This is a genomic window from Acidobacteriota bacterium (genome assembly GCA_009861545.1).
Classification (GTDB): Bacteria; Acidobacteriota; Vicinamibacteria; order Vicinamibacterales; family UBA8438; genus WTFV01.
In genome coordinates this window covers 129,793-153,348 of record VXME01000160.1, presented here as the reverse complement: position 1 = coordinate 153,348, position 23,556 = coordinate 129,793, and the positions used below count along the sequence as shown (strand labels likewise).

The 23,556-nt window shown below is 68.3% G+C and carries 16 protein-coding genes; 3 read left to right on the top strand and 13 right to left on the bottom strand.

Annotated elements, in window-relative coordinates:
- Positions 1 to 2: 2 nt before the first annotated feature.
- On the bottom strand, positions 3 to 947 hold the full coding sequence (locus tag F4X11_25300; GenBank protein MYN68295.1) for an amidohydrolase family protein: 945 nt from the start codon (positions 945 to 947) through the stop codon (positions 3 to 5).
- Positions 948 to 1,030: 83 nt separating this feature from the next.
- On the opposite strand from F4X11_25300, the gene F4X11_25295 reads away from it, so the two are divergent.
- On the top strand, positions 1,031 to 1,261 hold the full coding sequence (locus F4X11_25295; protein MYN68294.1) for a hypothetical protein: 231 nt from the start codon (positions 1,031 to 1,033) through the stop codon (positions 1,259 to 1,261).
- A gap of 110 nt (positions 1,262 to 1,371) precedes the next feature.
- Positions 1,372 to 2,370 carry an aldo/keto reductase gene (locus F4X11_25290; GenBank protein MYN68293.1) on the top strand — a complete coding sequence of 333 codons (999 nt, stop codon included), beginning with the start codon at positions 1,372 to 1,374 and terminating at the stop codon, positions 2,368 to 2,370.
- Positions 2,371 to 2,389: 19 nt separating this feature from the next.
- Here F4X11_25290 and F4X11_25285 read toward each other — a convergent pair whose 3' ends face one another.
- The 12 genes from F4X11_25285 to F4X11_25230 form a co-directional block, all read right to left on the bottom strand.
- Positions 2,390 to 5,446 carry a hypothetical protein gene (locus F4X11_25285; GenBank protein ID MYN68292.1) on the bottom strand — a complete coding sequence of 1,019 codons (3,057 nt, stop codon included), beginning with the start codon at positions 5,444 to 5,446 and terminating at the stop codon, positions 2,390 to 2,392.
- A 161-nt stretch (positions 5,447 to 5,607) separates the two neighbouring features.
- Entirely contained in the window at positions 5,608 to 7,044 is a 1,437-nt protein-coding gene (gene glnA, locus F4X11_25280) for a type I glutamate--ammonia ligase (GenBank protein MYN68291.1), read from the bottom strand.
- 74 nt (positions 7,045 to 7,118) lie between these two features.
- Positions 7,119 to 7,451 carry a P-II family nitrogen regulator gene (locus tag F4X11_25275; GenBank protein MYN68290.1) on the bottom strand — a complete coding sequence of 111 codons (333 nt, stop codon included), beginning with the start codon at positions 7,449 to 7,451 and terminating at the stop codon, positions 7,119 to 7,121.
- 19 nt (positions 7,452 to 7,470) lie between these two features.
- On the bottom strand, positions 7,471 to 10,053 hold the full coding sequence (locus F4X11_25270; GenBank protein ID MYN68289.1) for an HD domain-containing protein: 2,583 nt from the start codon (positions 10,051 to 10,053) through the stop codon (positions 7,471 to 7,473).
- Between the two features lie 24 nt (positions 10,054 to 10,077).
- On the bottom strand, positions 10,078 to 10,938 hold the full coding sequence (locus tag F4X11_25265; protein MYN68288.1) for a hypothetical protein: 861 nt from the start codon (positions 10,936 to 10,938) through the stop codon (positions 10,078 to 10,080).
- A 234-nt stretch (positions 10,939 to 11,172) separates the two neighbouring features.
- On the bottom strand, positions 11,173 to 11,991 hold the full coding sequence (locus tag F4X11_25260; protein MYN68287.1) for a hypothetical protein: 819 nt from the start codon (positions 11,989 to 11,991) through the stop codon (positions 11,173 to 11,175).
- Positions 11,992 to 12,115: 124 nt separating this feature from the next.
- Entirely contained in the window at positions 12,116 to 13,324 is a 1,209-nt protein-coding gene (amt, locus tag F4X11_25255) for an ammonium transporter (GenBank protein MYN68286.1), read from the bottom strand.
- Between the two features lie 125 nt (positions 13,325 to 13,449).
- Positions 13,450 to 13,788 carry a P-II family nitrogen regulator gene (locus F4X11_25250; GenBank protein MYN68285.1) on the bottom strand — a complete coding sequence of 113 codons (339 nt, stop codon included), beginning with the start codon at positions 13,786 to 13,788 and terminating at the stop codon, positions 13,450 to 13,452.
- Between the two features lie 402 nt (positions 13,789 to 14,190).
- Positions 14,191 to 15,732 (bottom strand): GAF domain-containing protein, encoded by a 1,542-nt coding sequence (locus F4X11_25245; protein MYN68284.1) that lies wholly within the window; start codon positions 15,730 to 15,732, stop codon positions 14,191 to 14,193.
- Between the two features lie 204 nt (positions 15,733 to 15,936).
- On the bottom strand, positions 15,937 to 17,382 hold the full coding sequence (locus F4X11_25240; GenBank protein MYN68283.1) for a glutamate synthase subunit beta: 1,446 nt from the start codon (positions 17,380 to 17,382) through the stop codon (positions 15,937 to 15,939).
- Between the two features lie 11 nt (positions 17,383 to 17,393).
- On the bottom strand, positions 17,394 to 21,986 hold the full coding sequence (gltB, locus tag F4X11_25235) for a glutamate synthase large subunit (protein ID MYN68282.1): 4,593 nt from the start codon (positions 21,984 to 21,986) through the stop codon (positions 17,394 to 17,396).
- 41 nt (positions 21,987 to 22,027) lie between these two features.
- Positions 22,028 to 23,026, bottom strand: a complete 999-nt coding sequence (locus F4X11_25230) for a LysR family transcriptional regulator (protein ID MYN68281.1) — start codon at positions 23,024 to 23,026, stop codon at positions 22,028 to 22,030.
- A gap of 131 nt (positions 23,027 to 23,157) precedes the next feature.
- Here F4X11_25230 and F4X11_25225 point away from each other — a divergent pair, with 131 nt between their 5' ends.
- Positions 23,158 to 23,529, top strand: a complete 372-nt coding sequence (locus F4X11_25225; GenBank protein MYN68280.1) for a hypothetical protein — start codon at positions 23,158 to 23,160, stop codon at positions 23,527 to 23,529.
- Positions 23,530 to 23,556: the final 27 nt, after the last annotated feature.

The window sequence follows — 23,556 nt, the reverse complement described above, 5'->3', positions numbered from 1 at the left end:
CGTCAATCGGTCGGCGGCGAGAGGGTTCCGGCGGTCCCGAACACGCGGTCGAAGTTGTCCGCGAAGATCGCCGCGCGGCCTTCCGCATCCAGGTCGATCGCGTCCAGCACGGCGCACTGGGCCTCGTGAATCGGCCGCTGCCAGCCCCGCGGAAAGAACGACGAGTCCGATCCGAACAGGATGCGCTGCGGTCCCAGCACCGCCAGCGCCCGGCGGAACACGTCGGTCAGGCTCAATCCGGGCGTGTACCTCGTCCAGCCGTTCGAGCTCGACGTATCGACGTGGATGTTCGCCGCGAGGTCGGCGGCCATCAGCGCCTCGCGGAGGAAGCCGGCTCCGAAGTGCGGGACGATCACCGGGACGTCGGGGAAAGCGCAAGCGACCTGCGCGACCGCGAGCGGATCGCCGAGCCGGACATCGAAGCGCGACGCCAGGCCGAGCTTGCGGCGGACGCCGACCGACAGCACGCCGCAGTGGACGAAGACGGCGCGGCCGTGGTCGGCCGCCGCCCGAAAGACGGCCGTGACGCATTCGTCGTCGAGGGCGAAACGGTGCATCGCGGGGAACAGGCAGGCGCAGCGCAGGCCGTGCTCCCCGAAGCCTCGCCGGACATCCGCCTCGGCGCCCGGCGCGGTGGGGTTCACCATGAACAGGCCGGCGAAGCGGGACGGATGCCGCACGACCGCGGCCGCGACGGACGTCTCGTCGCCGGGGACGCTGGCCATGAGGGCGGCGCGCCGCACGCCGTGGCGATCGAGCTCGGCCACCCAGCGGTCGGCCAGCCGCTCGGGGTCCCCCGGCGGGTCCCAGCCGAGCGCGGCCGGCAGATCGACCGCCGGGTCCGCCACCGGCGGGGCCGCGGGATCGCGGGCCAGGGCGTCGAAGAACCCGGCCGAGAAGAAGTGGCAGTGCGCATCGTTCAGGCGCTTTTCGTCCGTTTCGGTCATCGTGTTCTCGTCGAGCCTGCCGGCCGTCGGCAGGGTTCCGCCGCGGGACCGTGCGGCAGTATACTGGCCGTGGAGTCGAGATCATGGCAGCAGCTAAGGCCGGCCGGAACGACCCCTGTCCGTGCGGGAGCGGGCGCAAGTACAAGCAGTGCTGCGCCGACAAGCAGGACGGCGGAAGCGAGTTCGGCACCTACGCGCTCATCGCGGTCCTCGTGGCCATCGCGGGAGTGCTCGTCTACACCTTCACCGCGGACGGCGGAGGTTCGCGTCAGGTGTGGGATGCGGCGCACGGCCACTACCACACGGTGCCCTGAACCGGCGCGGCCACGGCGCCGCACGGCCGGCCCCGCGCGTGGCTGACGCCACGGGGAGGCGCAGTGCGTCCGGGCCGCCGTCCCCCGGGCCGGACCTCACGAGACAAGACATGGAATGCGTCAACCTCGGCCGTACCGGCCTGCGTGTCTCCCGCCTCTGCCTCGGCACGATGACCTTCGGGTCGACGGCCTGGCGTCCCTGGATCCTGCCCGAGGAGGCCAGCCGTCCGTTCATCCGACGCGCGCTCGACGCCGGCATCAACTTCTTCGACACCGCGGACATGTACTCCCGCGGCGTCAGCGAGGAGATCGTCGGCCGCGCGCTGAACGACTTCACGACGCGCGACCAGGTGGTCATCGCCACCAAGGCGTTCTTCCCCATGGGCGACGGCCCGAACGACCGGGGCCTGTCCCGCAAGCACCTGTTCGACGCCATCGACGCCTCGCTGCGGCGGCTCGGGACCGATTACGTCGACCTCTACCAGATCCACCGGTTCGATCCGCACACCCCGATCGAGGAGACCCTGGAGGCGCTGAACGACATCGTCCGCGCCGGCAAGGCGCGCTACATCGGGGCGTCGAGCATGTACGCCTGGCAGTTCGGGCAGATGCTGCAGGTGTCCGAGCGTCACGGTTGGGCGCGCTTCGTGTCGATGCAGAACCACTACAACCTCGTCTACCGCGAGGAGGAGCGCGAGATGCTCCCGCTGTGCCGCGCCGAGGGCATCGGGATCATCCCGTGGAGCCCGTTGGCGCGCGGGTTCCTGGCCGGCAACCGCGAGCGGTCCGGCGGGCCCGAAGAGAGCAAGGGCGGCGGCACGTTGCGCGCGCGGACCGACGAGTACGCCCAGTCGCTGTACTACGCCGACTCCGACTTCCGCGTCGTCGACCGGGTCGTCGAGCTCGCCCGCCGCCGCGGGATCACCCCCGCGCAGATCGCCCTCGCCTGGATCCTCCGACAACCGGGTGTCACCGCGCCGATCATCGGGGTCACGAAGATCGAGCAACTCGTGGACGCGGTTGCGGCCCTCGACGTGGCGCTGGACGACGAGGAGTGCCGCCGTCTCGAGGAGCCGTACTTGCCGCACCCGGTGCTGGGGCACCAGTAGCCGGCGGATCGGCCGCCAGCTACGCCGGATCCTGTCCCAGCCGGTCCATCCCGGCCTCGTAGATCGTCCGCACCTGCGTGGTGACGTCACGGTAGCGCGCCAGAAGCTCCGCTCCGGACATCGGCTTCCGCAACCGTCTCGCGAGCGGCTCCGCCCCGTCGGCGTCGGTCGAGATGGCGCCGCCGCCGGTGTCCGTGTGGATCCGCAGCACCGTTTCCAATTCGCGCAGGAACCAGTACGCGTTGCGGAGCGTGTCGGCTTCTGCCGGGCGGAGGAAATCGGTCTCGGGCAGCGTCTCCAGCAGCCAGCGGGTGCCGGCGACGCGGAACCCGTTGCGCGCCGGCCCTTCGCGGAGTTGCAGCACCTGTAGCAGGAAGTCGATGTCCGCGAGCCCGCCGCGGCCGCGCTTCAGGTCCAGGTGGTCGCCGGCCGCCTCGCGGGCCAGCTCGTGCTCGATGCGGGAGCGGACGTGCCGGGCGTAGCCGGGTATGTCGTCCGCCCAGGGCCCGTAGACGAAGCCGTCGACGGTTTCGCGAACCTGCGCGGCGAGCGTCGCATCGCCGCCGACGTGGCGGCAGCGGGTCCACGCCATGCGCTCCCAGGTCTCGGCCCTTTCGCGCAGATAGCGCTGGAAGGCCGGGAAGGGAATCGCGAGCGCTCCCATCTTGCCCTCGGGGCGCAGCCGCGTGTCGATCTCGTACGCCGAGCCGGCGGCCGTCCTCTTGGAGAGCAGGTCGTAGATGGCGCGCACGAACTTCTGGTGGCCCTGGAACCGCGCGGCGTCGGTCGTCTCGCCGGCGTAGACGAAGACCAGGTCCAGGTCGGAGTGCACGGTCAGCTCGCGGCTGCCGAGCTTGCCGAGGGCGAAGACGGTCCAGCCCGCGTCCGGGTCCGTTGCGTCCGGAGTGGGCGGGAGGTCCCTGGCCACCGCCCGCGCGGCGGCCTCGATCGCGCAGTCGGCGACGAGCGACAGCTTGTCGTTCAGCAGGCTCAGGCGCCGGCCGGTCAGCCACTCGGCGAGCACCTTGAACTCTTCTATGGCCTTGATGCGGCGGAAGGGATCGAAGCGCGACGGCAGGTCGTCGCCGTTCGTGATCACCTCGTCGAAGGCCGCAATCACCGCGGTGCGAAAGGCATCCCGATCCAGATCCACGGCGGTCAGGAAGTCGAGCAGCTCGGGGTAGGCGGCGAGTCGCGCGGCGAACAGGTCGCCGGCGTCGAGGCCGAGCAGCAGTCGGCGCCGCAACTCGTCATCCTCGAGCAGCGTGCGATACAGCGCGGCCGGCGCTCCGGCACGGGCGACGACCTTCTCGAGGCGGATCAGGACCTGTCCACGCGCACACAACGGCGCCTCGGTCGCAAGAATCGACGCCAGCAGATTCGCCAGGAGGTTGCGCGAGGAGGACCGGCCCTGCGCCGGCGCCGCGTCGAGAGCCCGGATCGCCTGCAGGGCCCCGTCGGGGTTCTCGACGCCGGCCGCGGCGAGTCGCGCCCGTCCCTGTTCGTCGTCGATCTCGCCGGCCAGCAGCCGGAACAGCTCGCGCCCGGCCAGCCCCTCCTCGCCCGTCTCGTCGTGGAAGAGGTTGGCATAGACGGCGTGGACGCGATCCCGGTGGCGGTCGAGCACGGCGGTGAGCGTCTCGATCTCGTCGAACCCGAGCCGCCGCGCCAGCGCCCGCAGGCCGCGCGCGCTGGCCGAGAGGCTGTGCGTCTGCTGGCCCTCGGCCGCCTGCAGCCCGTGCTCGATGTTCCGCAGGAAGATGTAGGCGGTCGAGAGATCCGCCTGCACCTCGGGCTCGATGAAGTCGTGGGCGCCGAGCTGGTCCAGGGCGGTCAGGGTGTGGCCGGTTCGCAGTGACGGCTGGTCGCCGCCGTAGATCAACTGGAACACCTGCGCGAACAGCTCCACTTCGCGGATGCCGCCGCGGCCCTCCTTGATGTTGAGGTCGAGGTCGCCGTGCCGCGCATGCTCGCGGTCGGCGCGCGCCTTGTAACGCGCGAGCTCCTCGATCGCGGCGTGATCGAGGTACTTGCGGTAGACGAACGGCGTGACCATGTCGACGAACCGCCGGCCGAGCTCCAGGTCGCCGGCGATCGGCCGCGCCTTCAGCATCGCGAATCGCTCGAACGTCTCTCCGAGGCTCTCGTAGTACTGCGCCGACTGCTTCAGCGAGTAGACTAGGTTGCCGCCCCCGCCCATCGGTCGCAGCCGCATGTCGACGCGGTAGAGGTAGCCCTCGGCGGTGTGGTCGGCCAGCAGGCTGGTGAGACGCCGGCCGAGCTTCTGGTAGCGTCCGTGGGCCGCGCGGGCCTCCTCGTCCGAAGCGTCGTAGACGTAGATGAGGTCGATGTCGGAGCTGTAGTTCAGGTCGCCGCCCCCGAGCTTGCCCATGCCGATGACCGCGAACCGCCCCGGCAGCGGACCCTGCCCGCCGGCCGCCTCCGCGGCGACGATGTGCAGCGTCCGGTCGACGATGGTGTCGGCCAGGTTGGACAACTGCGTGGTGGTCGTCTCCAGCGACTCCCGGTTGAGCATCCCGAAGAGGTCGCGCGCCGCCACGCGCAGCATCTCCCGCCGCTGGAAGCGCTTGAGGACGTTCACCTGCTGCTCGACGGTCTCCGCGTTGTCCACCAGCCGGTCCAGCTCGGTCTCGTAGTCGACGCGGTCGGGCGGCGCGGCGTCGAGCCGTTGCCGCAGCCAGTAGAGGTACTCCGGGTTGCGGATCAGGATCTCGCTCAGGAACGGCGAGGTCCCGAGGATCTGCATCAGGATGTCGAGCAGGCGCGGGTCGGCGGCCAGCTCGCGAACGAAGGCGGCCTTCGGGGTGCGCGCGCCCACGTAGCGGCAGAAGCCGACGAGCGCGGCGTCGGGGTCGGGCGTCGTCGACAGGATGTCGAGCAGCGTGGGGGCGAGATCGCCCAGCGCCAGCCGGCTGGGCAGGTCGTCGGCGAGTTGCTGCAGGTGCTGGTCGGCCGCCTCGCCGTCGCGCGGGCCGTAGCGTTCGAGGAAGCGGGCCGCGGCGTCCGCCGACAGTTCCTTCGCCAGGAAGACGTCGCGTGGCTTCAGGGTGTCCATGTCGACCCGACTCCTCGCGGGGGCTGGCGGCAGGGCATCCGCGGAATCATACCGCCGACCGATGTCGACGTCGGATCGGGGGCAGCGGAGACGGCGGGGAAGGAACGGGCGGGATCCCGAGGCGCACGTGCGTCGGGACCCCGCCGGACGGATGCGAGCTCCTAGATGTCGAAGTAGAGCGCGAACTCCCACGGATGCGGCCGCAGGCGGATCGCGTCGATCTCGTTCTCCCGCTTGTAGGAGAGCCAGGTCTCCACCACGTCCTTCGTGAAGACGTCGCCCTTGAGCAGGAACTCGTGATCCTTCTCCAGGGCGTCGAGCGCCTCGGCCAGATCGGCCGGCGTGCTGTCGATCTGGGCCTTGTCTTCCGGCGGAAGGTCGTACAGGTCCTTGTCGAGCGGCCCCGGCGGCGTGATCTTGTTCTGGACGCCGTCGAGGCCCGCCATCAGCAGCGCGCTGAATGCCATGTAGCCGTTGCACGTCGGGTCGGGAAAGCGCGTCTCGATCCGCTTCGCTTTCTCGCTGCTCGAATAGACCGGGATGCGGACCGCGGCGCTGCGGTTGCGCATCGAGTAGATCAGGTTGATCGGCGCCTCGTAGCCCGGGACCAGCCGCCGGTAGGAGTTGGTGGTCGGGTTGGTCAGCGCCAGCAGCGCCGGGGCGTGCTTGAGGACGCCGCCGATGTAGTGGAGCGCCGTGTCGCTGAGGTCGCCGTAGGTGCCCGCCTCGAAGAACTGGTTCCTGCCGTCCTTCCAGACGCTCTGGTGCACGTGCATGCCGGACCCGTTGTCCTGGAAGATGGGCTTCGGCATCAGCGTCACCGTCTTGCCGTGGCGCCGGGCCACGTTCTTGACGGCGTACTTGTACTTCATCAGCTTGTCGCCCATGCTGACCAGCGAGTCGAAGCGCATGTCGATCTCGGCCTGGCCCGCGGTGCCCACCTCGTGGTGATGGACCTCGATGTCGACGCCGATCTGCTCCAGGGTGAGCAGCATCTCGGTGCGCAGGTCCTGGTGGCTGTCCATGGGCGGCACCGGGAAGTAGCCTTCCTTGTACCGCGGCTTGTAGCCGAGGTTGCGCGAGTTGCCGGCGGCGTCCGGGTTCTCCGCGCGGCCGGCGTTCCAGAACCCCTCACCGGCGTCGATGTGGTAGTAGCCTTCGTTGTAGGTCTGTCCGAAGCGGATGTCGTCGAAGATGAAGAACTCGGGCTCGGGACCGAAGTAGGCGGTGTCGCCGATGCCGGTCGACTTCAGGTACGCCTCGGCCTTCTGGGCGATGTGGCGCGGGTCCCGCGTATAGGACTCGCCGGTGATCGGGTCCTTGATGTTGCAGATGAGACAGAGCGTGGTCTCGGCTGCGAACGGATCGATGAACGCGGTCGACGGATCCGGGAACAGCAGCATGTCGCTCTCCTGGATCTGCTGGAATCCGCGGATGCTCGAGCCGTCGAACCCGATCCCCTCCTCGAAGATGTCCGCGGAGAACTCCTTCGCCGACACGGTGAAGTGCTGCCACAGTCCGGGCAGGTCGACGAAGCGCAGGTCGATTACCCGGATCCCCTCGTCCTTGATCTTTGCCATCACGTCGTTCGCTGTCATTCGGTTACCTCTCGTTCTGCGAAATGGTGCCTACCCTGCGCGTGACGCCGAGCCGTTGCGGGCACGCCCGCCCGCTACACGACGTCCCGCTCACCCGTCCGAATAATCCGGCTCTGCTCGACCGGCAGCACGAAGACCCGCCCGTCCCCGATCTCACCTGTCCGCGCCGCATCCATGATGGCGTCGATCGCGGCCTCGACCATGTCGTCGGCCACCACGACCTCGATCTTGGCCTTGGGCAGCAGGCTGATGTCGTACTCCCGGCCCCGGTACACGGTCGTATGGCCGCGCTGGCGGCCGTGGCCGCGCACCTCGCTGACCGTGATGCCCGAGATGTCCTGCTTCGCAAGCGCGTCCTTGATGGCGTCGACCCGGTTGGGGCGGACGATGGCCTCGATCATCTTCATGGCGATATCTGTGCGCGGCTCATGCGCCGGCGGCGAGGGTCTCCTGCAACTCGTCGGTCAGCGCCCGCTGTTCCTCGTCCGAGAGCTTGGCGCGATCCTTGGTGATGTGGAAGACGTCGATGGCCAGCGTGCCCTCGGTCGAGATCAGCACGAGGTCGATGTTGCAGCCGCGGGCCGACAGGACGTGGCTGAGACGATAGAGCAGACCCCAGGCGTTCGCGGCCACCACCTCGAGTACCGTGAACCGCCGGGAGTAGTGATTGTTGAAACGTACGGTCGGCCGCATCGGTTGCTGCGGGCGGCCGGTCGAACGCGATCCCCAGCGCCCGCGCAGCTTGTCGGCGATGTCGACGTTGCCGGCGATGACATCCTCGAGCAGCGCCGTCAGCTCGTCGCGGGCCACCTGGTTCAGCCGCAGATACCCTTCCTGGTCCGCGAACTGAAAGATGTCCAGCACCAGGCCGTGCCGGTTGGTCATCGCCTGTCCGCGCAGAATGTCCATGCCGAAGTACGAGAGGACGCCGCACACGTTCGCGAACAGGCCGGGTTGATCCAGCGCGATCGTGCTGAGCTCCCACGCGGCGTCCTTCTGTTCCAGCAGCGACCGGACCTCCCGCGGCTCCAGCCCGCGCGCGAGCCGGACGTGCTCGTAGACCCGCGGTTGGTCGACCACGCGCAGGTAGCGCCGGGGGAGTCCCTCGATGAACGCATCGAGATCCGCCGCGGACACGTCGGCGGGCCGCTGGGCGCTCAGCTCTTCCCGGACCGCGTCCGCGTCCTCGATCGCGTCGTCACTGTAGCCGAGGGTCAGACGGTTGTAGGTCTCGACGTAGAGACGCCACAGCATCTCCTCCTTCCACGGCGTCATGACGCCGGGGCTGACCGCGTCGACGTCGGCGAGGGTCAGCAGGCAGAGCAGCTTCAGCCGCTCCTCGGTACCGACCAGTCGGGCGAACTGCGTCGCGGTCTCGGGATCCTCCACGTCGCGTCTGAACGCCAGCACGGACATCTGCAGGTGGTGCCGGATCAGGAACTCGACCGTCGCGATCGACTTCTCGGGGAGCCGGAGGCGGCGCAACGCCCCGATCGCCATGCGCACCCCCTCTTCCGAGTGGTTCTTGTTGGTCCACTTGCCGACGTCGTGGAACAGCAGAGCCAGCACCAGCAGCTCAGGCTGCTCCAGCTCGCGGAGCACCCCGGCGAAGCGCTTCCGGCTGTCCGTTCGCGGCGTGCACAGGTGCTCCACGTTGCGGATGGTGCGCAGCGTGTGCTCGTCGACCGTGTACTTGTGGTAGAAGTCGCGCACGACCAGGCAGTAGACCTTCTGGAACTCGGGGAACATCCTGCCCAGCAGGCCGCGCTCGTGCATGTCGGAGAGCCGTGCGTACAGACCCGGCCGCGGACGCAGCACCCGCAGCAGCCGGTCGCGTTCCTGGTCGGTGGGGAAGAAGCTCTCCGGCGCGTAGCGCTCCCCGTGGCGTTCGATGCAGGTGAGCACCTGCTCGGACACTTCCGCGTCTTCGTTCAGCGCAGCCTCGAACGGTCGGAGCCAGCTCTGCGGCTGGATCGAGGCGAGGGTGCCGTCGACGAACCGGATGCCGTCCCACGCGGTCTCGAGGTCGTCCCCGATCGGCTTGACGGTCCGGTTCCGGTCCGGGGGCGCCTGAGACGACTTGAGCACGGTCATCATGGAGCGGTCGATCCGCCGCGCATGGTGGTAGTAGGTGCTCATCAGCAGCTCGACCTGCCGCCGCTTCTGGTCGCCCGGCGATCCGAAGCGCTCCGCGACGACCTCCTGCATGCCATGGTCGAGGACGTTGACGTTGTGTTTTCGCTCCATGTGGACGATGGAGCGGACCCGCAACATGAAGTCCTCGGCCTCGTCTAGGCGTCCGACGTCGGTGTACGGCTCTCCCGGCGTGCCGCGGGCCATGCGGGCCAACAGCCGGATGGCGGTCGCGTCACGCAGCCCCCCCGGGGCGTCCTTGATGTCCGGCTCGAGCTGGAACACGGTGTGGTTGAACTGCCCGTGGCGCTGCCGCGCCAGATCGATCAGCGCCGCCCGCATCGGAGCGCGCCAGGGGGATTCGGCAGCCAGGCAGGCTTTGGCGGAGCGCTCGAACACGTTCGCGTCACCGACCAGAAACCGCGCGTCCAGCAGTGCGGCGAGGTACTCCGGGTTGTCCGCCTCCGGCTCGCCGAATTCCGCTACCCGGCGTACCTGGTGCCCGACCTCCAGGCCGAGGTCCCAGAGCGGATGCAGGATCGCCCGCAGAAACCGCTCCTCCGGTGCGCCGATCTCCCCGTCGACGACGATCAGCAGGTCGATGTCGGAGCACTGGCAGAGATGGCGGCGTCCGTATCCGCCCAGTGGAATCAGGGCGGTCGGCTTGTCCGTGAGCTGGCGGCCGGCCTCGTAGATGTCCTTCAGGATGTCGTCGATGCGCGTCGAGTAGCGGCGCAGGGTCCGGACCCCCGCCCGTGCCCGGGCCGCCGCCGCGCGGAGCTCCTCGCGGGCTTCGGCCAGACGTGTGGACAGGGTGGAGAGCGCTCCCCGTGACCGGGTGTCGCCGGGCGTGGCCGCGGGGTCTGACTGAAGCATCACAGCCTGGAGACTCGCGAAGTGTCAGTAGCCGATGGAGAGACCGAGCGAGCCGATGGCCTGATACTGGCGGCCGCCGTTGAGCGATTCCAGATAGCGGCCGAGCAGCAGCATGTGTGCGCCTCCCGAAAGCTCCCAACTGCCGAAGGATTCCGGGACGTTCAGAGGCATGCCGAGGACGAGACCCAGATCGAGGTAGCCGAAAGTGTCGTTGGTGAGCCCCCCGTCCTCGTAGTAGTTGTTGAGGCTCATGCCCAGGGTGAGCGGGACGCCCAACGACAGGGAACCTCCCGCGAGATCGAAGCCCGGCTCGATGCCGAGCTCGAAGTACACTCCCTCGCTCGCCCCGCCGTCAGCCTGCCCGTTAACCTCGATGGCCAGGGCGAGGTGGGGTTGCAGAGGCAGCGGAAGCATGGTCACGCCGGTATCGTCCAGGCCCAGGTTGATCCCGATTTCCTGGACCGTGCCGAAAGAGTGGCTCGGACTCATGTATGCCGTGTAGGAGACGCCGGCCTCCCAGTTCTCCAGCTCTAGGGTGAAACCGGTGAAGAAGTCCGACTCGTACCATGTGTGCGGACCGGACGTCGTGCCCCGGCCCGAGGAATGAAAGCTGTTCCACTGGCCGACGGTGAAACCGATGGAGTTGAGGCCCTCGCCTCCCTCGAGAAGCATGATCGTGGCGTCGGCATATGGCTGCACGATGACTCCGTCGCGCTCTTGCCTGATGCCGCGGAAGAAGTATGCATGACTCGTGTCGAGTCCCATGTTGAAAGCGATCCGTCCGCCGTTCGGCTGCGCGGACGCGGTTCGGGGCGTCGCCGCCACCGACCCGGCGATCACGAGTGCACATGCGTACGCCACCGCGACGCGACGTCGCTCGATCATCGAAACGTCCCTCCCCTCGCAAGGTCCATGGACGGCGTGCCGCGCCGTTGCTTGCCCCAACCGGCGTATCTTACCAAGATCCGGACGCATGGACCGGGTTTCCCATCCGCGGCGTCCCGCCGCGAGCGCCGGGCGGCTCGGCGCCGCAGAGTGCGGGAGCCGGAGGGCTGGCGTACCCTCCGGCGCCCACGTTTGTGACTCCGCCGAGGAGGAGGAAAGCAGAGTCGCAAATTCCTAGTAGCCGAGGCTGAGTCCGAACAGCGCAATGAGCTTCGCGCCGCTGTCGTCGCCGTTGATCTGCTTGAGACCCTCACCGAAGACCAGGGCGCTGACGCCGAGGCCCAGTCCCCATTCGCCGTACCCCTCGGGAACGTTCAGCGGGATGCCGATCGACGCACCGGCGCTGAAGAATCCGAAGGCATGGTTGACGCCGCCGGGATTGTAGTAATTGCTCGGGCTCAGGCCGATGGCAACCGGAAACGACAAGCTGACCGGAGCGTCGTCGAGCGGAGCGGACGGCTCGATGCCCAGCTCGAAATAGGTGCCCCCGCTGTCTCCCGCGGCATTCCCGGAGACCTCGAACGCGACCGTCGCGTACGGAGCGGCGACGTTGTCGAGGCTGAAGCCGAGCGCGAGCTCCTTGACGGTTCCCCAACTCCCGCGCGGGCTCATGTATGCGGTGTAGGTCACGTCGAGACCGACCGGGCCTGCCGCGCCGCCGATGCCGGCATAGAAGTCGGTCTCGTAGAAGCTGGCGGGAGCTCCGTCGAACGCGTTCGGGTCGTCGGTCGAGTGCAGGCTGCTCCAGGTGCCCGCGGTGATCGACGCCGCGCCGAAGCTGATGCTGCCGTCGAGGAACGGCTGCGCGATGAATCCGCCGGTCTCCTGGACGATGCCGCGGAAGTAGTACTGGTTGACGATGTCCACGCCGCTCGAGAGGCTCACGTTGCCGTTGTTGCCCATGTCCTGCGCGGCCGCGGGAGCGGCGGCCGTGCCGGCCGCTGCGGCGCAGGTGAACGCGAGAACGATGAAGCGACTGGTTGATCTGTGCATGACGTTGACGCTCTCCTCCAGTGGTGGGGCGCGGTGAGGCGGCCCCGGTTTCCGATTGCCAATCGGCCGGCCCCGGCGGACGCCCGGAAGGTTCCGAACGTCCGCCGCAGCCCGCGCCGGCCTACTAGTGCGTGATCTGGAATCCGCCGTAGGCCTCCATGCCGTGCTCGCCGACGTCGAGACCCATCCGCTCCTCTTCCTCGCTGACGCGGAGGCCGATGCTCTTGTGCAGCGCGAAGAAGATGAGCAACGCGCCCAGGAACGAGAGGGCGCCGTACGCCAGGACGCCGATCAACTGCGTGACGAAGGAATGGTCCGCGCTGAAGATCCCGACCGCCAGGGTGCCCCAGATGCCGCAGACGAGGTGGACGGAAATCGCCCCGACCGGATCGTCGAGCTTCGCGCGGTCGATGTAGAGCACCGAGCCGACGACGATGATCCCGGCGATGAGGCCGATCAGGATGGAAGCGTTGACGCTCACCACGTCGGCCCCCGCGGTGATGCCCACGAGGCCGGCGAGTGCGCCGTTGAGGACCATCGACAGGTCCGGCTTGTGCTGGACGGACCAGGAGGTGATCATGGCGCCGATGACGCCGGCCGCCGCGGCCAGCGCGGTCGTCACGAAGACCAGCGAGACCAGGCCGGGGTCGGCGCTCAGCACCGAGCCGCCGTTGAACCCGAACCAGCCGAGCCAGAGCAGGAAGACGCCGATGGTCGCCAGCGGCATGCTGTGTCCGGCGATCGGTTTCGCATGCGCGCCGTACTTCCCGATCCGCGGACCGAGCACGATGACACCGGCGAGCGCGCCCCAGCCGCCGACCGAGTGCACTAGGGTGGAGCCGGCGAAGTCGTAGAACCCCATCTGGTCCAGCCAGCCGCCGCCCCACTTCCACGAGCCGGCGATCGTGTAGAAGATCGCGACGTAGATCGTCGTGAAGATCAGGAACGAGTTCAGCTTGATCCGCTCGGCGACGGCGCCGGAGACGATCGTGGCGGCCGTCGCGGCGAACATCGCCTGGAAGATGAAGTCGGTCCAGTACGTATAGCCGGTGTTGTAGGCGCTGGTCACGCCTTCCGCGCCCGCGTCGATCCCGAATCCGGCGAACCCGACGTAGCCGTTGAAGTCGCCCGGATACATCAGGTTGAAGCCGACGAAGGCGTACGTGATCAGGCCTATCGAGATGACGCCCGTGTTCTTGAACAGGATGTTGACGGCGTTCTTCGCCTGCGTCAGTCCCGACTCGAGACAGGCGAAGCCGAGATGCATGATGAAGACGAGGAACGTCGCCACGAGCATCCAGGTGTTGTTGACGGCGAACATCTCGTCCGACACGTCCTGGGCGAGCGCGGCGTGCGGCAGCAGCGTGACGCCGAACAGCGCGAGCAGGAACAGGCGGCCGAATGAGCGGCGAGGTGTATGTTTCATCACGTTGTCCTTGTTGGTCGTCCTTGATTCCCCTAGAGTGCGGCCGAATCCGACTCGCCCGTGCGAATTCGGATCGCCTGCCCGATATCGCTGACGAAGATCTTCCCGTCGCCGATCTCGCCGGTGCGGGCGGACTCCGTGATCGATGCGATGGCCGAGGCGACGTGCTCGTCGTCGGTGACGATCTCGATCTTCACCTTGGGCACGAAGTCGACGGAGTACTCGACGCCGCGGTAGACCTCGGTGTGACCCTTCTGCCGTCCGAAGCCCTTGACTTCGGTGACGGTCAGTCCCTTGATCCCCGACTTCGAGAGCGCGTCGCGCACCCCGTCGAGCATGTGTGGCTTGATGATGGCCGTGATGAGTTTCATGAGCTGTCTCCAGAACGGGTTTCGGGCACGCCAAGAGCGACGCGAAGTGACAAAGCAAGATGCGGGCCAGATCGGTCGGATGGGGATCAATCGTTGGAAAGCGGGTGAATCCCCAACCGTCCGGGCCCGGCCGCTGGTGCGCGCCGGGCGCAGTAGTTCTACAAAAATGTAGCACGAAAGCCACGTTCTACATTTTTGTCAGTAGGAGAAATCGAACGAATTGGTCGATCCTGTCGCGCGAACGCCGGAAGCGGAGCCGGGGTCGTTTGTATTCGGTAAATGATGGATTATCGGTGGATAGTCGCGGGCAGACCGCGGTCCGACCGGGGTCTGTGGGAGATAAGGATTCAACAATAATGTCTCCATTATTTGGTGTGACGACATTATTGTCATGCGCCGTTTCTACCGAAATCGTCGGCAGTCGATCCCGTACTTCTTGACCTTGTAGCTGATGATGCGCTCGGTCGAATCGAGGAGCCTCGCCGTCTTGACCCGGTTCCCGCGCGTCGTCTTCAGTGCGTCCTGGATGAGGTCTCTTTCGTAGGCGCCGACCGCGTCGGAGAGCGAGACGCGGGTGACCGTGCCGGACGCCTCGCTGGTCTGCAGGCTCGGCGGCAGGTGGTGGGCATGGATCACGCTGCCGTCGCAGACGAGCAGCGCCCGCTCGATGCTGTTCTCGAGCTCGCGGACGTTGCCCGGCCAGTGGTACGCCATCAGCATGTCGATGGCCGGGGTGGAGATCCGCTTGACGCTCTTGCCGTGCTCCACCGTGTACTTCTCCAGGAAGCTGTCCGCGAGGAGAAGGATGTCGGTCTTGCGTTCGCGCAGCGGCGGCACGAAGATGGTGAAGACGTTGAGCCGGTAGTGCAGATCCTCGCGGAACGTGCCGGCCGCGATGGCCTTCTCGAGGTCGGCGTTGGTGGCTGCGATCAGGCGCACGTTGGCCTTGACGGGCGTCACGCCGCCGAGCCGCTCGAACTCCTTCTCCTGCAGCACGCGCAGGAGCTTGACCTGTGTGGACAGGTTGATGTCGCCGATCTCGTCGAGGAACAGGGTGCCGCCGTCGGCCAGCTCGAAGCGCCCCTTCTTGCGGGCCGCGGCGCCGGTGAACGCACCCTTCTCGTGGCCGAAGAGCTCGGCTTCGATCAGGGAATCGGGCAGGGCGGCGCAGCTCACCTTGATGAACGGCTTCTTCGCGCGCGGGGAGTTGTAGTGGATGGCGTGCGCGATCAACTCCTTGCCGGTGCCGGACTCGCCGCGGACCAGCACCGTCGTGTTCGTGCCGGCTACCTGCGCGATCTGCTCGTACACCTGCCGCATGGGCCCGCTGGTGCCGATGATCTGGGAGAAGTCGTAGCGCTCCTTCAGCTCCGCCTTCAGGTGCGTGTTCTCGGCCAGGAGCCGCTGGCGTTCGACCTCCGCCGCCTCCTTCAGGCGGATCGCCTGCCCGAACATGCTGGCCACGACGCGGCAGACGTGCAGGTCGCGGTCGTAGTGACGCGCGCGTTCGAACGGGAAGTCGATGTTGAGCGCGCCGAGCGGCGTGCGCGCCCCGGGGATGGGCACGCACATGAAGGTGATCTCGGAACGCGCGCCCTGGGGCCGGCGGCCGGTCCGGTGCAGGAAGGCCGGCTCCCGGCTGATCTGTGGAATGACGACAGGCTTGCTGCTGGCGACCACGCGACCCGTAATGCCTTCGCCCATCTCCCATTCGGCGTGCCTGCCTTCATCGGGCACGCCGGCGGAGTTCTCGACCCGCAGACGCCCCGTGTTCGCGTCGGCGAGAACCACCGCGCTGCGGATCACGCCGTAGTCGTGGTCGAGGATCTCGAGGGCCCGCTGCAGGCCGGCACGCGGAGTCCTCCCGACGGTGAGAGCCTGATTGACCTCGGCCAGCATCACGAGCGGTTTCACGTCGCTCGACTGGCCCTTTAGCTTCGTCATCGACATGGGGCGCGACTCGCCGGAGGCCGGGGACGCCAGCCGTTCACGGGACCTTGCGGCGCTTGCGGTACGCGATCGAGTAGCCATCCCCCTGTGGCAATTCAAAGAACGTGCCAACACGAGTGCGGCTACTGCCGTGGAAATCGGCCGGCGGTGCGCGTTCGAACCGGCGACGACGTTGTACGGCGCCCGGCGGCGGAAATCTCAGACGGGCGCCGGCAGGTCGGATGTTCCCATCAGCCAGGCGTCGATGCCCCGCGCGGCGCTGCGGCCCTCGGCGATGGCCCAGACGATGAGCGACTGGCCGCGCTGCATGTCGCCGGCGGTGAACACGGACGGCACGCTGGTCATCCAGTTCTCGTCGCGCCAGACGTTGCCGCGGTCGGTCAGCCGGACCCCGAGCTCGGTGAGCAGACCGGGCCGTTCCGGTCCCAGGAAGCCCATCGCGAGCAGGACCAGGTCGACTTCCATCTCGAACTCGCTGCCCGCGACCCGGTCGAACGTCGGCCGGCCGTTCTCGCGACGCAGCGCCACCTTGATGCCGTGCAGGCGTTCGACGCGGCCGTCGTCGGTGCCCGAGAAGCGCTCGGTCGACACGGAGTACACGCGGTCGCCGCCCTCTTCGTGCGCCGCCGACACCCGGAAGACGTTGGGCCAGGTCGGCCACGGGTTGTCCGGGTCCCGCTGCTGCGGCGGCTCGGGCAACAGCTCGAACTGCGCCACGGATGCCGCTCCCTGCCGGTGCACCGTGCCGAGGCAGTCGGCCCCGGTATCGCCGCCGCCGATGATGACGACCCGCTTGTCCTTTGCGTCGATCGCGTCGGCGGCGGGCACGGCGTCGCCTTCGTTGCGGCGGTTCTGCTGCGTCAGGTACTCCATCGCGAAATGGATGCCGCGCAGTTCCCGCCCCGGAACCTTCAGATCGCGGGGCCAGCCGGCGCCGCCGGCGAGCAGCAGCGCATCGTGCTCGGCGAGGAGCCGCTCGCCGGGGACGTCCGCGCCGACGTTGACTCCGGTTCGGAATTGCACCCCCTCGGCCGCCATGACGTCGACGCGGCGATCGAGGAAGCGCTTCTCCATCTTGAACTCCGGGATGCCGTACCGCAGCAGGCCCCCGATCCGGTCCGCCTTCTCGAACACCGTGACCGTGTGGCCGACCCGGTTGAGCTGATCGGCGGCGGCGAGCCCGGCCGGTCCGGACCCGACGACGGCCACCGACTTGCCCGTGCGCACCGGCGCCGGCGCCGGCGCGATCCACCCTTCGTCGAAGGCATGCTCGACGATGGCCAGCTCCACGGACTTGATGGTCACGGCGTCGCCGTCGATTGCCAGCACGCACGATCCCTCGCACGGGGCCGGGCAGAGCCGTCCCGTCCATTCCGGGAAGTTGTTCGTCTTGTGCAGCCGGTCGATTGCGCTGCGCCACTTGCCGCGGTAGACCAGGTCGTTCCAGTCCGGGATCAGGTTGCCGAGCGGACACCCCTGGTGGCAGAACGGAATGCCGCAATCCATGCAGCGGGCGCCCTGCGCCTGCAGGTCCGGCGTCGCGTACGGCAGGTAGACTTCGTTCCAGTCGGCGACCCGCTCGCTCGCCGGCCGCTTCGGCGCCGCCTGCCGTTCGATTTCGAGGAACCCTTTCAGTTTGCCCATCGGTCTCCGTGTCACTGCGCGCCGATCAACTCGGCGAACTGCGGCTGCCGCGCCTGGGCGCGCGCTCGCGCCTCGGCCTGCAGCACGCGCTTGAAGTCCCTCGGCATCACCTTCACGAAGCGGTGCCAAGCCGTGTCCCATGCAGCGAGCAGTCCATCGGCGACGGCGCTGCCGGTCAGCTCCAGGTGGCGCGCCAGCAGTCGCTCGACGAGCTCGGCGTCTTCAGCCGCGAGCGCTTCGAGATCGACCATGCCCGGATTGCAGCGGCGCTCGAAGTCGCCTTTCGCGTCCAGCACGTAGGCGATGCCGCCGCTCATGCCGGCGGCGAAATTCCGTCCCGTCGAGCCGATCACCACCACTCGTCCGCCGGTCATGTATTCGCAGCCGTGGTCTCCGACCGCCTCGACGACCGCGTGCGCTCCGCTGTTGCGGACCGCGAATCTCTCGCCCGCGACGCCGCGTACGAACGCCTCGCCGCCGGTGGCGCCGTAGAGCGCCACGTTGCCGATGATGATGTTCTTCTCCGGCGTGAAGGTCGATCGCGCGGGCGGATGAATCACGAGCCGGCCGCCGGACAGTCCCTTGCCGAAATAGTCGTTCGCGTCTCCGGCCACCGTCATCGAGACGCCCCGCGGCACGAACGCCCCGAAGCTCTGGCCCGCCGACCCGGTGAACGCGATGCGGATGGTGTCGTCGGGCAGTCCTTCCGCGCCCCACCGGCGGCTGATCCGGGCGCCGAGCATGGTCCCGACGGTCCGGTTGACGTTGCGGATCGGCAGGGCGATCTCCACCGGACGGCGGTGCTCGATGGCGTCCGCGCAGCGCTCGATGAGCGTGTTGTCGAGGGCCCGGTCCAGGCCGTGGTCCTGCGGCTGCACCGAGCGGCGGCCGATGGTGTCCGCCACCTCCGGCTGGTGCAGAATCGTCGACAGGTCGACGCCGCGCGCCTTCCAGTGGTCGACCGCCTTGCGGACATCGAGCCGGTCGGCCCGGCCGATCATCTCGTCCATCGTGCGGAAGCCGAGCTGCGCCATCAGCTCGCGAATCTCCTCGGCGACGAACCGGAAGTAGTTCTCGACGAACTCCGCCTTGCCGGAGTAGCGCTCGCGCAGCTTCGGGTTCTGCGTCGCGATGCCGACCGGACAGGTGTCGAGGTGGCAGACGCGCATCATGATGCAGCCCGTGACCACGAGCGGGGCCGTCGAGAAGCCGTACTCCTCGGCGCCGAGCAGCGCGGCGATGACCACGTCGCGGCCGGTCTTCATCTGCCCGTCGACCTGCACGACGATCCGGTCGCGCAGGTCGTTGAGCACGAGGACCTGCTGGGTTTCCGCGAGGCCCAGCTCCCACGGCACGCCGGCGTGCTTGATGCTGGTCAGCGGGGAGGCGCCGGTGCCGCCGTCGTGCCCGGAGATGAGCACGACGTCGGAGTGCGCCTTCGAGACGCCGGCCGCGACCGTGCCGACGCCCACCTCGGCGACCAGCTTCACGTGCACCCGCGCTTCCGGGTTCGAGTTCTTCAGGTCGTGGATGAGCTGCGCCAGGTCTTCGATCGAGTAGATGTCGTGATGCGGCGGCGGCGAGATCAACCCGACGCCCGGCGTGGAGTAGCGCACCTTCGCGATCCACGGATAGACCTTGAAGCCGGGCAACTGCCCGCCCTCGCCCGGCTTGGCGCCCTGCGCCATCTTGATCTGCAGGTCGTCGGCGTTGACGAGATACTCGCTCGTGACGCCGAAGCGGCCCGAGGCTACCTGCTTGACGGCGCTGCGGCGCAGGTCGCCGTTCTCGTCCGGGGTGAACCGGGTCGGATCCTCGCCCCCTTCGCCGGTGTTCGACTTGCCGCCGAGGCGATTCATGGCGATGGCCAGGGTCTCGTGCGCCTCGGCGCTGATCGAGCCGTAGGACATGGCGCCGGTGGAGAAGCGCTTGAAGATCGCCTCGGCCGGCTCCACCTCCTCGATCGGGATCGGCGCGGCCGCCGGCTTCAGCTCGAGCAGGCCGCGCAACGTCGCCCGTTGCCGGCTCTGATCGTTGACGAGCCCGGCGTACTCCCGATACACGGCCACCTGGTTGCTGCGGCTGGCGTGCTGCAGCTTGAAGACCGTCTCCGGGTTGAACAGGTGGTACTCGCCGTCGCGGCGCCACTGGTACTCGCCGCCCGAGTCGAGCTCGTCGTCCTCGCGGCCGCGCTCGATGAACGCCCGCGCGTGGCGCCGGACGACCTCCTCGGCCACCGTGTCGATGCCGATCCCGCCGATGCGCGATGCGGTCCAGGTGAAGCAGCGGTCCACGAACGCCTTGTCGAGTCCGACCGCCTCGAAGATCTGGGCGCCGCGATAGCTCTGGAGCGTGGAGATGCCCATCTTGGACATCACCTTCAGCACGCCCTTGGTGCAGGCCCTGATGTAGTTGCGGATCGCCTGTGCCGGGTCGACGTCCCGCACCTCGCCGTCGGCGCGCAGCTCCTCGATGGTCTCGAAGGCGAGATACGGGTTGACGACCGCGGCGCCATAGCCCACGAGCAGGGCCATGTGATGGCACTCGCGGGCTTCGCCGGTCTCGACGATCAGCGAGCAGCGCGTGCGGGAGCCTTCCCGCACGAGATGGTGGTGGACGCCGGCGGTGGCGAGCAGGGCCGGCACCGGCGCGTGCTCGCGATCCACCCCGCGGTCGGACAGGACGAGCAGCGTCGCTCCGGCGGCGACGGCTTCGCTGGCCGCCCGGCACAACGCTTCCATGGCCTGCTCGAGGCCCGCCGCGCCGGCGCCGGGGTCGAACAGCATCGGCAGCGTCGCCGAACGAAACGCGGGATCGTCCAGGTGCCGCAGCTTCGCGAGATCGTCGTTCGTGATCACCGGTGCGTCCACCTTGACGTGGTGGCACGATCGCGCATCGGGCGCCAGCAGGTTGGCCTCGGCGCCCAGCGTCGATCCCATGTCGGTCACCAGCTCCTCGCGGATCGCGTCCAGCGGCGGGTTGGTCACCTGCGCGAAGAGCTGCTTGAAGTAGTCGTACAGGAGCCGCGAGCGATCCGAGAGAACGGCGAGCGCGGTGTCGGTGCCCATCGAGCCGATCGGCTCGGCGCCGGCCTGAGCCATCGGCGCGATGAGGATCCGCAGATCCTCCTCGGTGTAGCCGAAAGCGCGCTGCAGCGTGCGGACGGGTTCCCGCGGCCCGGCCGAAACGCCGGGGGCCGGCGGCAGGTCGTCGATGTGGACCAGTTCCTGCTTCAGCCACGCGGCGTAGGGCTTCTCGCGGGCGAGGCCGCGCTTGATCTCCTCGTCGTCGACGATCCGTCCCTGCGCCGTGTCGACCAGGAAGATGCGGCCCGGATGCAGCCGTTCCTTGACCAGCACGTTCTCCGGCGGGATGTCGAGGACGCCCACCTCGGACGCCATGATCACCATGTCGTCCGTCGTGACGTAGTAGCGCGAGGGCCGCAGTCCGTTGCGATCGAGCACGGCGCCGATCACGGTGCCGTCGGTGAAGGCGATCGACGCCGGACCGTCCCACGGCTCCATCAGCGACGCGTGGTACTCGTAGAACGCCTTGCGTTCCGGGCTCATCGACTCGTGATTGCTCCACGGCTCCGGGATCATCATCAGGACCGCGTGGGCGAGGGGGCGGCCGGTAAGGGCCAGGAACTCGAGCACGTTGTCGAACGTCGCGGTATCGCTCTGGCCCTCGCGGATCAGTGGAAACACCTTCTGCAGGTCGTCGCCGAAAAGGTCCGACCGGCACAGCGCCTCGCGTGCGCGCATCCAGTTGATGTTGCCCCGCAGCGTGTTGATCTCGCCGTTGTGGGCGCAGTAACGGTACGGGTGGGCCAGCGGCCACGAGGGAAACGTGTTGGTGCTGAACCGGGAGTGGACGAGCGCCAGCGCCGACTCGACGTCCGGGTCCGCCAGGTCGGGGAACATCCGCTCGACCTGGTCCGCGATCAGCATTCCCTTGTAGACGATGGTGTTCGACGACAGGCTGGCGACGTAGAAGAGGTCGCGCTCGCGAAGCTGCAGGCCATCGACCTCGTGCGCCGCGCGGTTGCGGATGACGTACAGCTTCCGCTCGAACCGCGCCGCCGCGTCGGGGGCGGCGTCGAGGGCCGGCCCGCGGCCGATGAAGATCTGATGAATCACCGGCTCGCCGCTCCGCGCCGTGGCGCCGAGGTGTCCGCTGTCGGTCGGCACGTCGCGCCAGCCGAGCAGGCGCTGGCCCTCTTCGTCGACGATTCGGCCGAACGTGTCCTCCACCTGCCGCCGCTCGGCCGCGTCGCGCGGCAGGAACACCATGCCCACGCCGTAGGCCCCGGGCCCCGGCAGCTCGAAACCGGCGGCGTCCGCCGCCTTGCGGAAGAACTTGTGCGGAAGCTGCAGGAGCATGCCGGCGCCGTCGCCCGTGTTCACCTCGCAGCCGCACGCGCCGCGGTGCAGGAGATTGACGGATACCTCGAACGCCTGCCGGACGAGCTTGTGCGATCGCTCGCCCTTGATGTTCACGACGAACCCGACGCCGCACGAGTCGTGCTCGAAGCGCGGGTCGTACAGGCCCTCGGCCCGCGGCAGCGTGCCGGCGGGACGGGCGTTGGGGCGTGAATTCTGCATGATCGCCTTCATCGTTCGAGATCCGGAGACTCCGCCGCCGGCTACTGCGTGCCCGTAACGGATGCCGCGTCGGCGCCCGCGGCGCCCGCATAGCGATCCTGGGCAGCGGCGGGGCGGTCCGCCGATGCATCGCCGGTCTGTCCCGCGCCGTCGAGCCGCAGCAGCCGGATGAACTGCTTCACGGCCGGATTCAGTCGCCGCCGCCGGCGGTGGACGATGCTCAGCGGCCGCACGAAGGCGGCCTCGCCGTCGAGCTTGTCGAGGGGGACGGCCACCAGCGTCTGGCGCTCCACTTCGCGCCGCAGGGTCGACTCCGGAAGAATCGCGACTCCCGCGCCGTCCTCCACCGCCTGCTTGATGTTCTCGATAGTGTCGAACTCGGCGACGACGTCGACGTCGACGCCGTGCCGTCGCAGATAACGGTCGAGCTCGCGCCGGACCGGCAGTCCCCGGTCGAACGTCACGAACGCGGCGCCGTCCAGCTCCCGCGGTCCAATCGCCGTCGTCCGTTGTGCGAAGCGGTGGGCAGGGGGACAGGCGACCGCCATGGTTTGCTGCCGCCACGGGACGACCGTCAGGTCGCGGCCCGGCGTGGCGAACGCCAGCAGTCCGACGTCCGACTGATCGTTCTGGATGCGGGTCGGGATCTCGTCCGGATGCATGTACTCGATGTCGACGTGCGCGCCGGGTACCGCTGCGCGAAACCGGTCGACGTACTGGCTGAGATCGTGGAGTCCGACGGAATAAATGGACGCGAGCCGGACCGTGTAGCCGGACGGGTCCTGTCGCCGCTGCACCGCTTCTTCGAGCTCGTGGTAGCGGTCGACGATCTCCTGGCAACCCTGGAAGAAGAGCTTGCCCTCCGGCGTCAATTGCCACGGGCGGCGCGACCGGTCGATCAACTGCGCGCCGAGCCGCCGCTCGAGCTGCCGCACCGCCTGACTGGCCGCGGACTGGCTGACCGAGTTGGCCAGCGCGCCCCGCGAGAAGCTCTGGTGCCGAACCACGTCGCAGAAGATGTTGAGCGCCTCCAGATGCATGAACCCGCCACTGTACCTACGTCCACTGCTAATGGCAAGCACTCCCTCTATTAGCGCAACTGATTCATAGGCTGCTGGGCCGGGCGGGGCGCGTGAAAACGCCGTTCCTGGGTTCGGACGATAATGCCGGCGTGGACGAGCGTGTCATCGTGCAGGGTGGTTCCCTCGCTCCGCCCGGCGACTGGCTGTCCGAGGCGCCGCATCTCGTCAGAGCCGTGCTCGACGACCGGGTGCGCATTCGCGGAGTTCCGAGTCACAGGGGCGTCATCGCGGCCGTACGTGCAATCGACGAGGCTCCGCTGCAGCGGCGCCGGAAGCTCTGGTGGACGATCCGCCGGGGTCTCGGCCTCTACGACCCCGAGGTGCTGCGCAACGAAGCGATCGGGGTCGGGTTGCTCGCATCCGTCCACGACCGGCCCCCGCACGCGCAACCGGAGCTCGAAGACGCAGCCCAGCTCTCGCTGTTCGCGGCTGCGCGCGACGAGAGGTCGAGCTCGGACTGACCGCACGTATTGCAGGTGCAGTTCAGA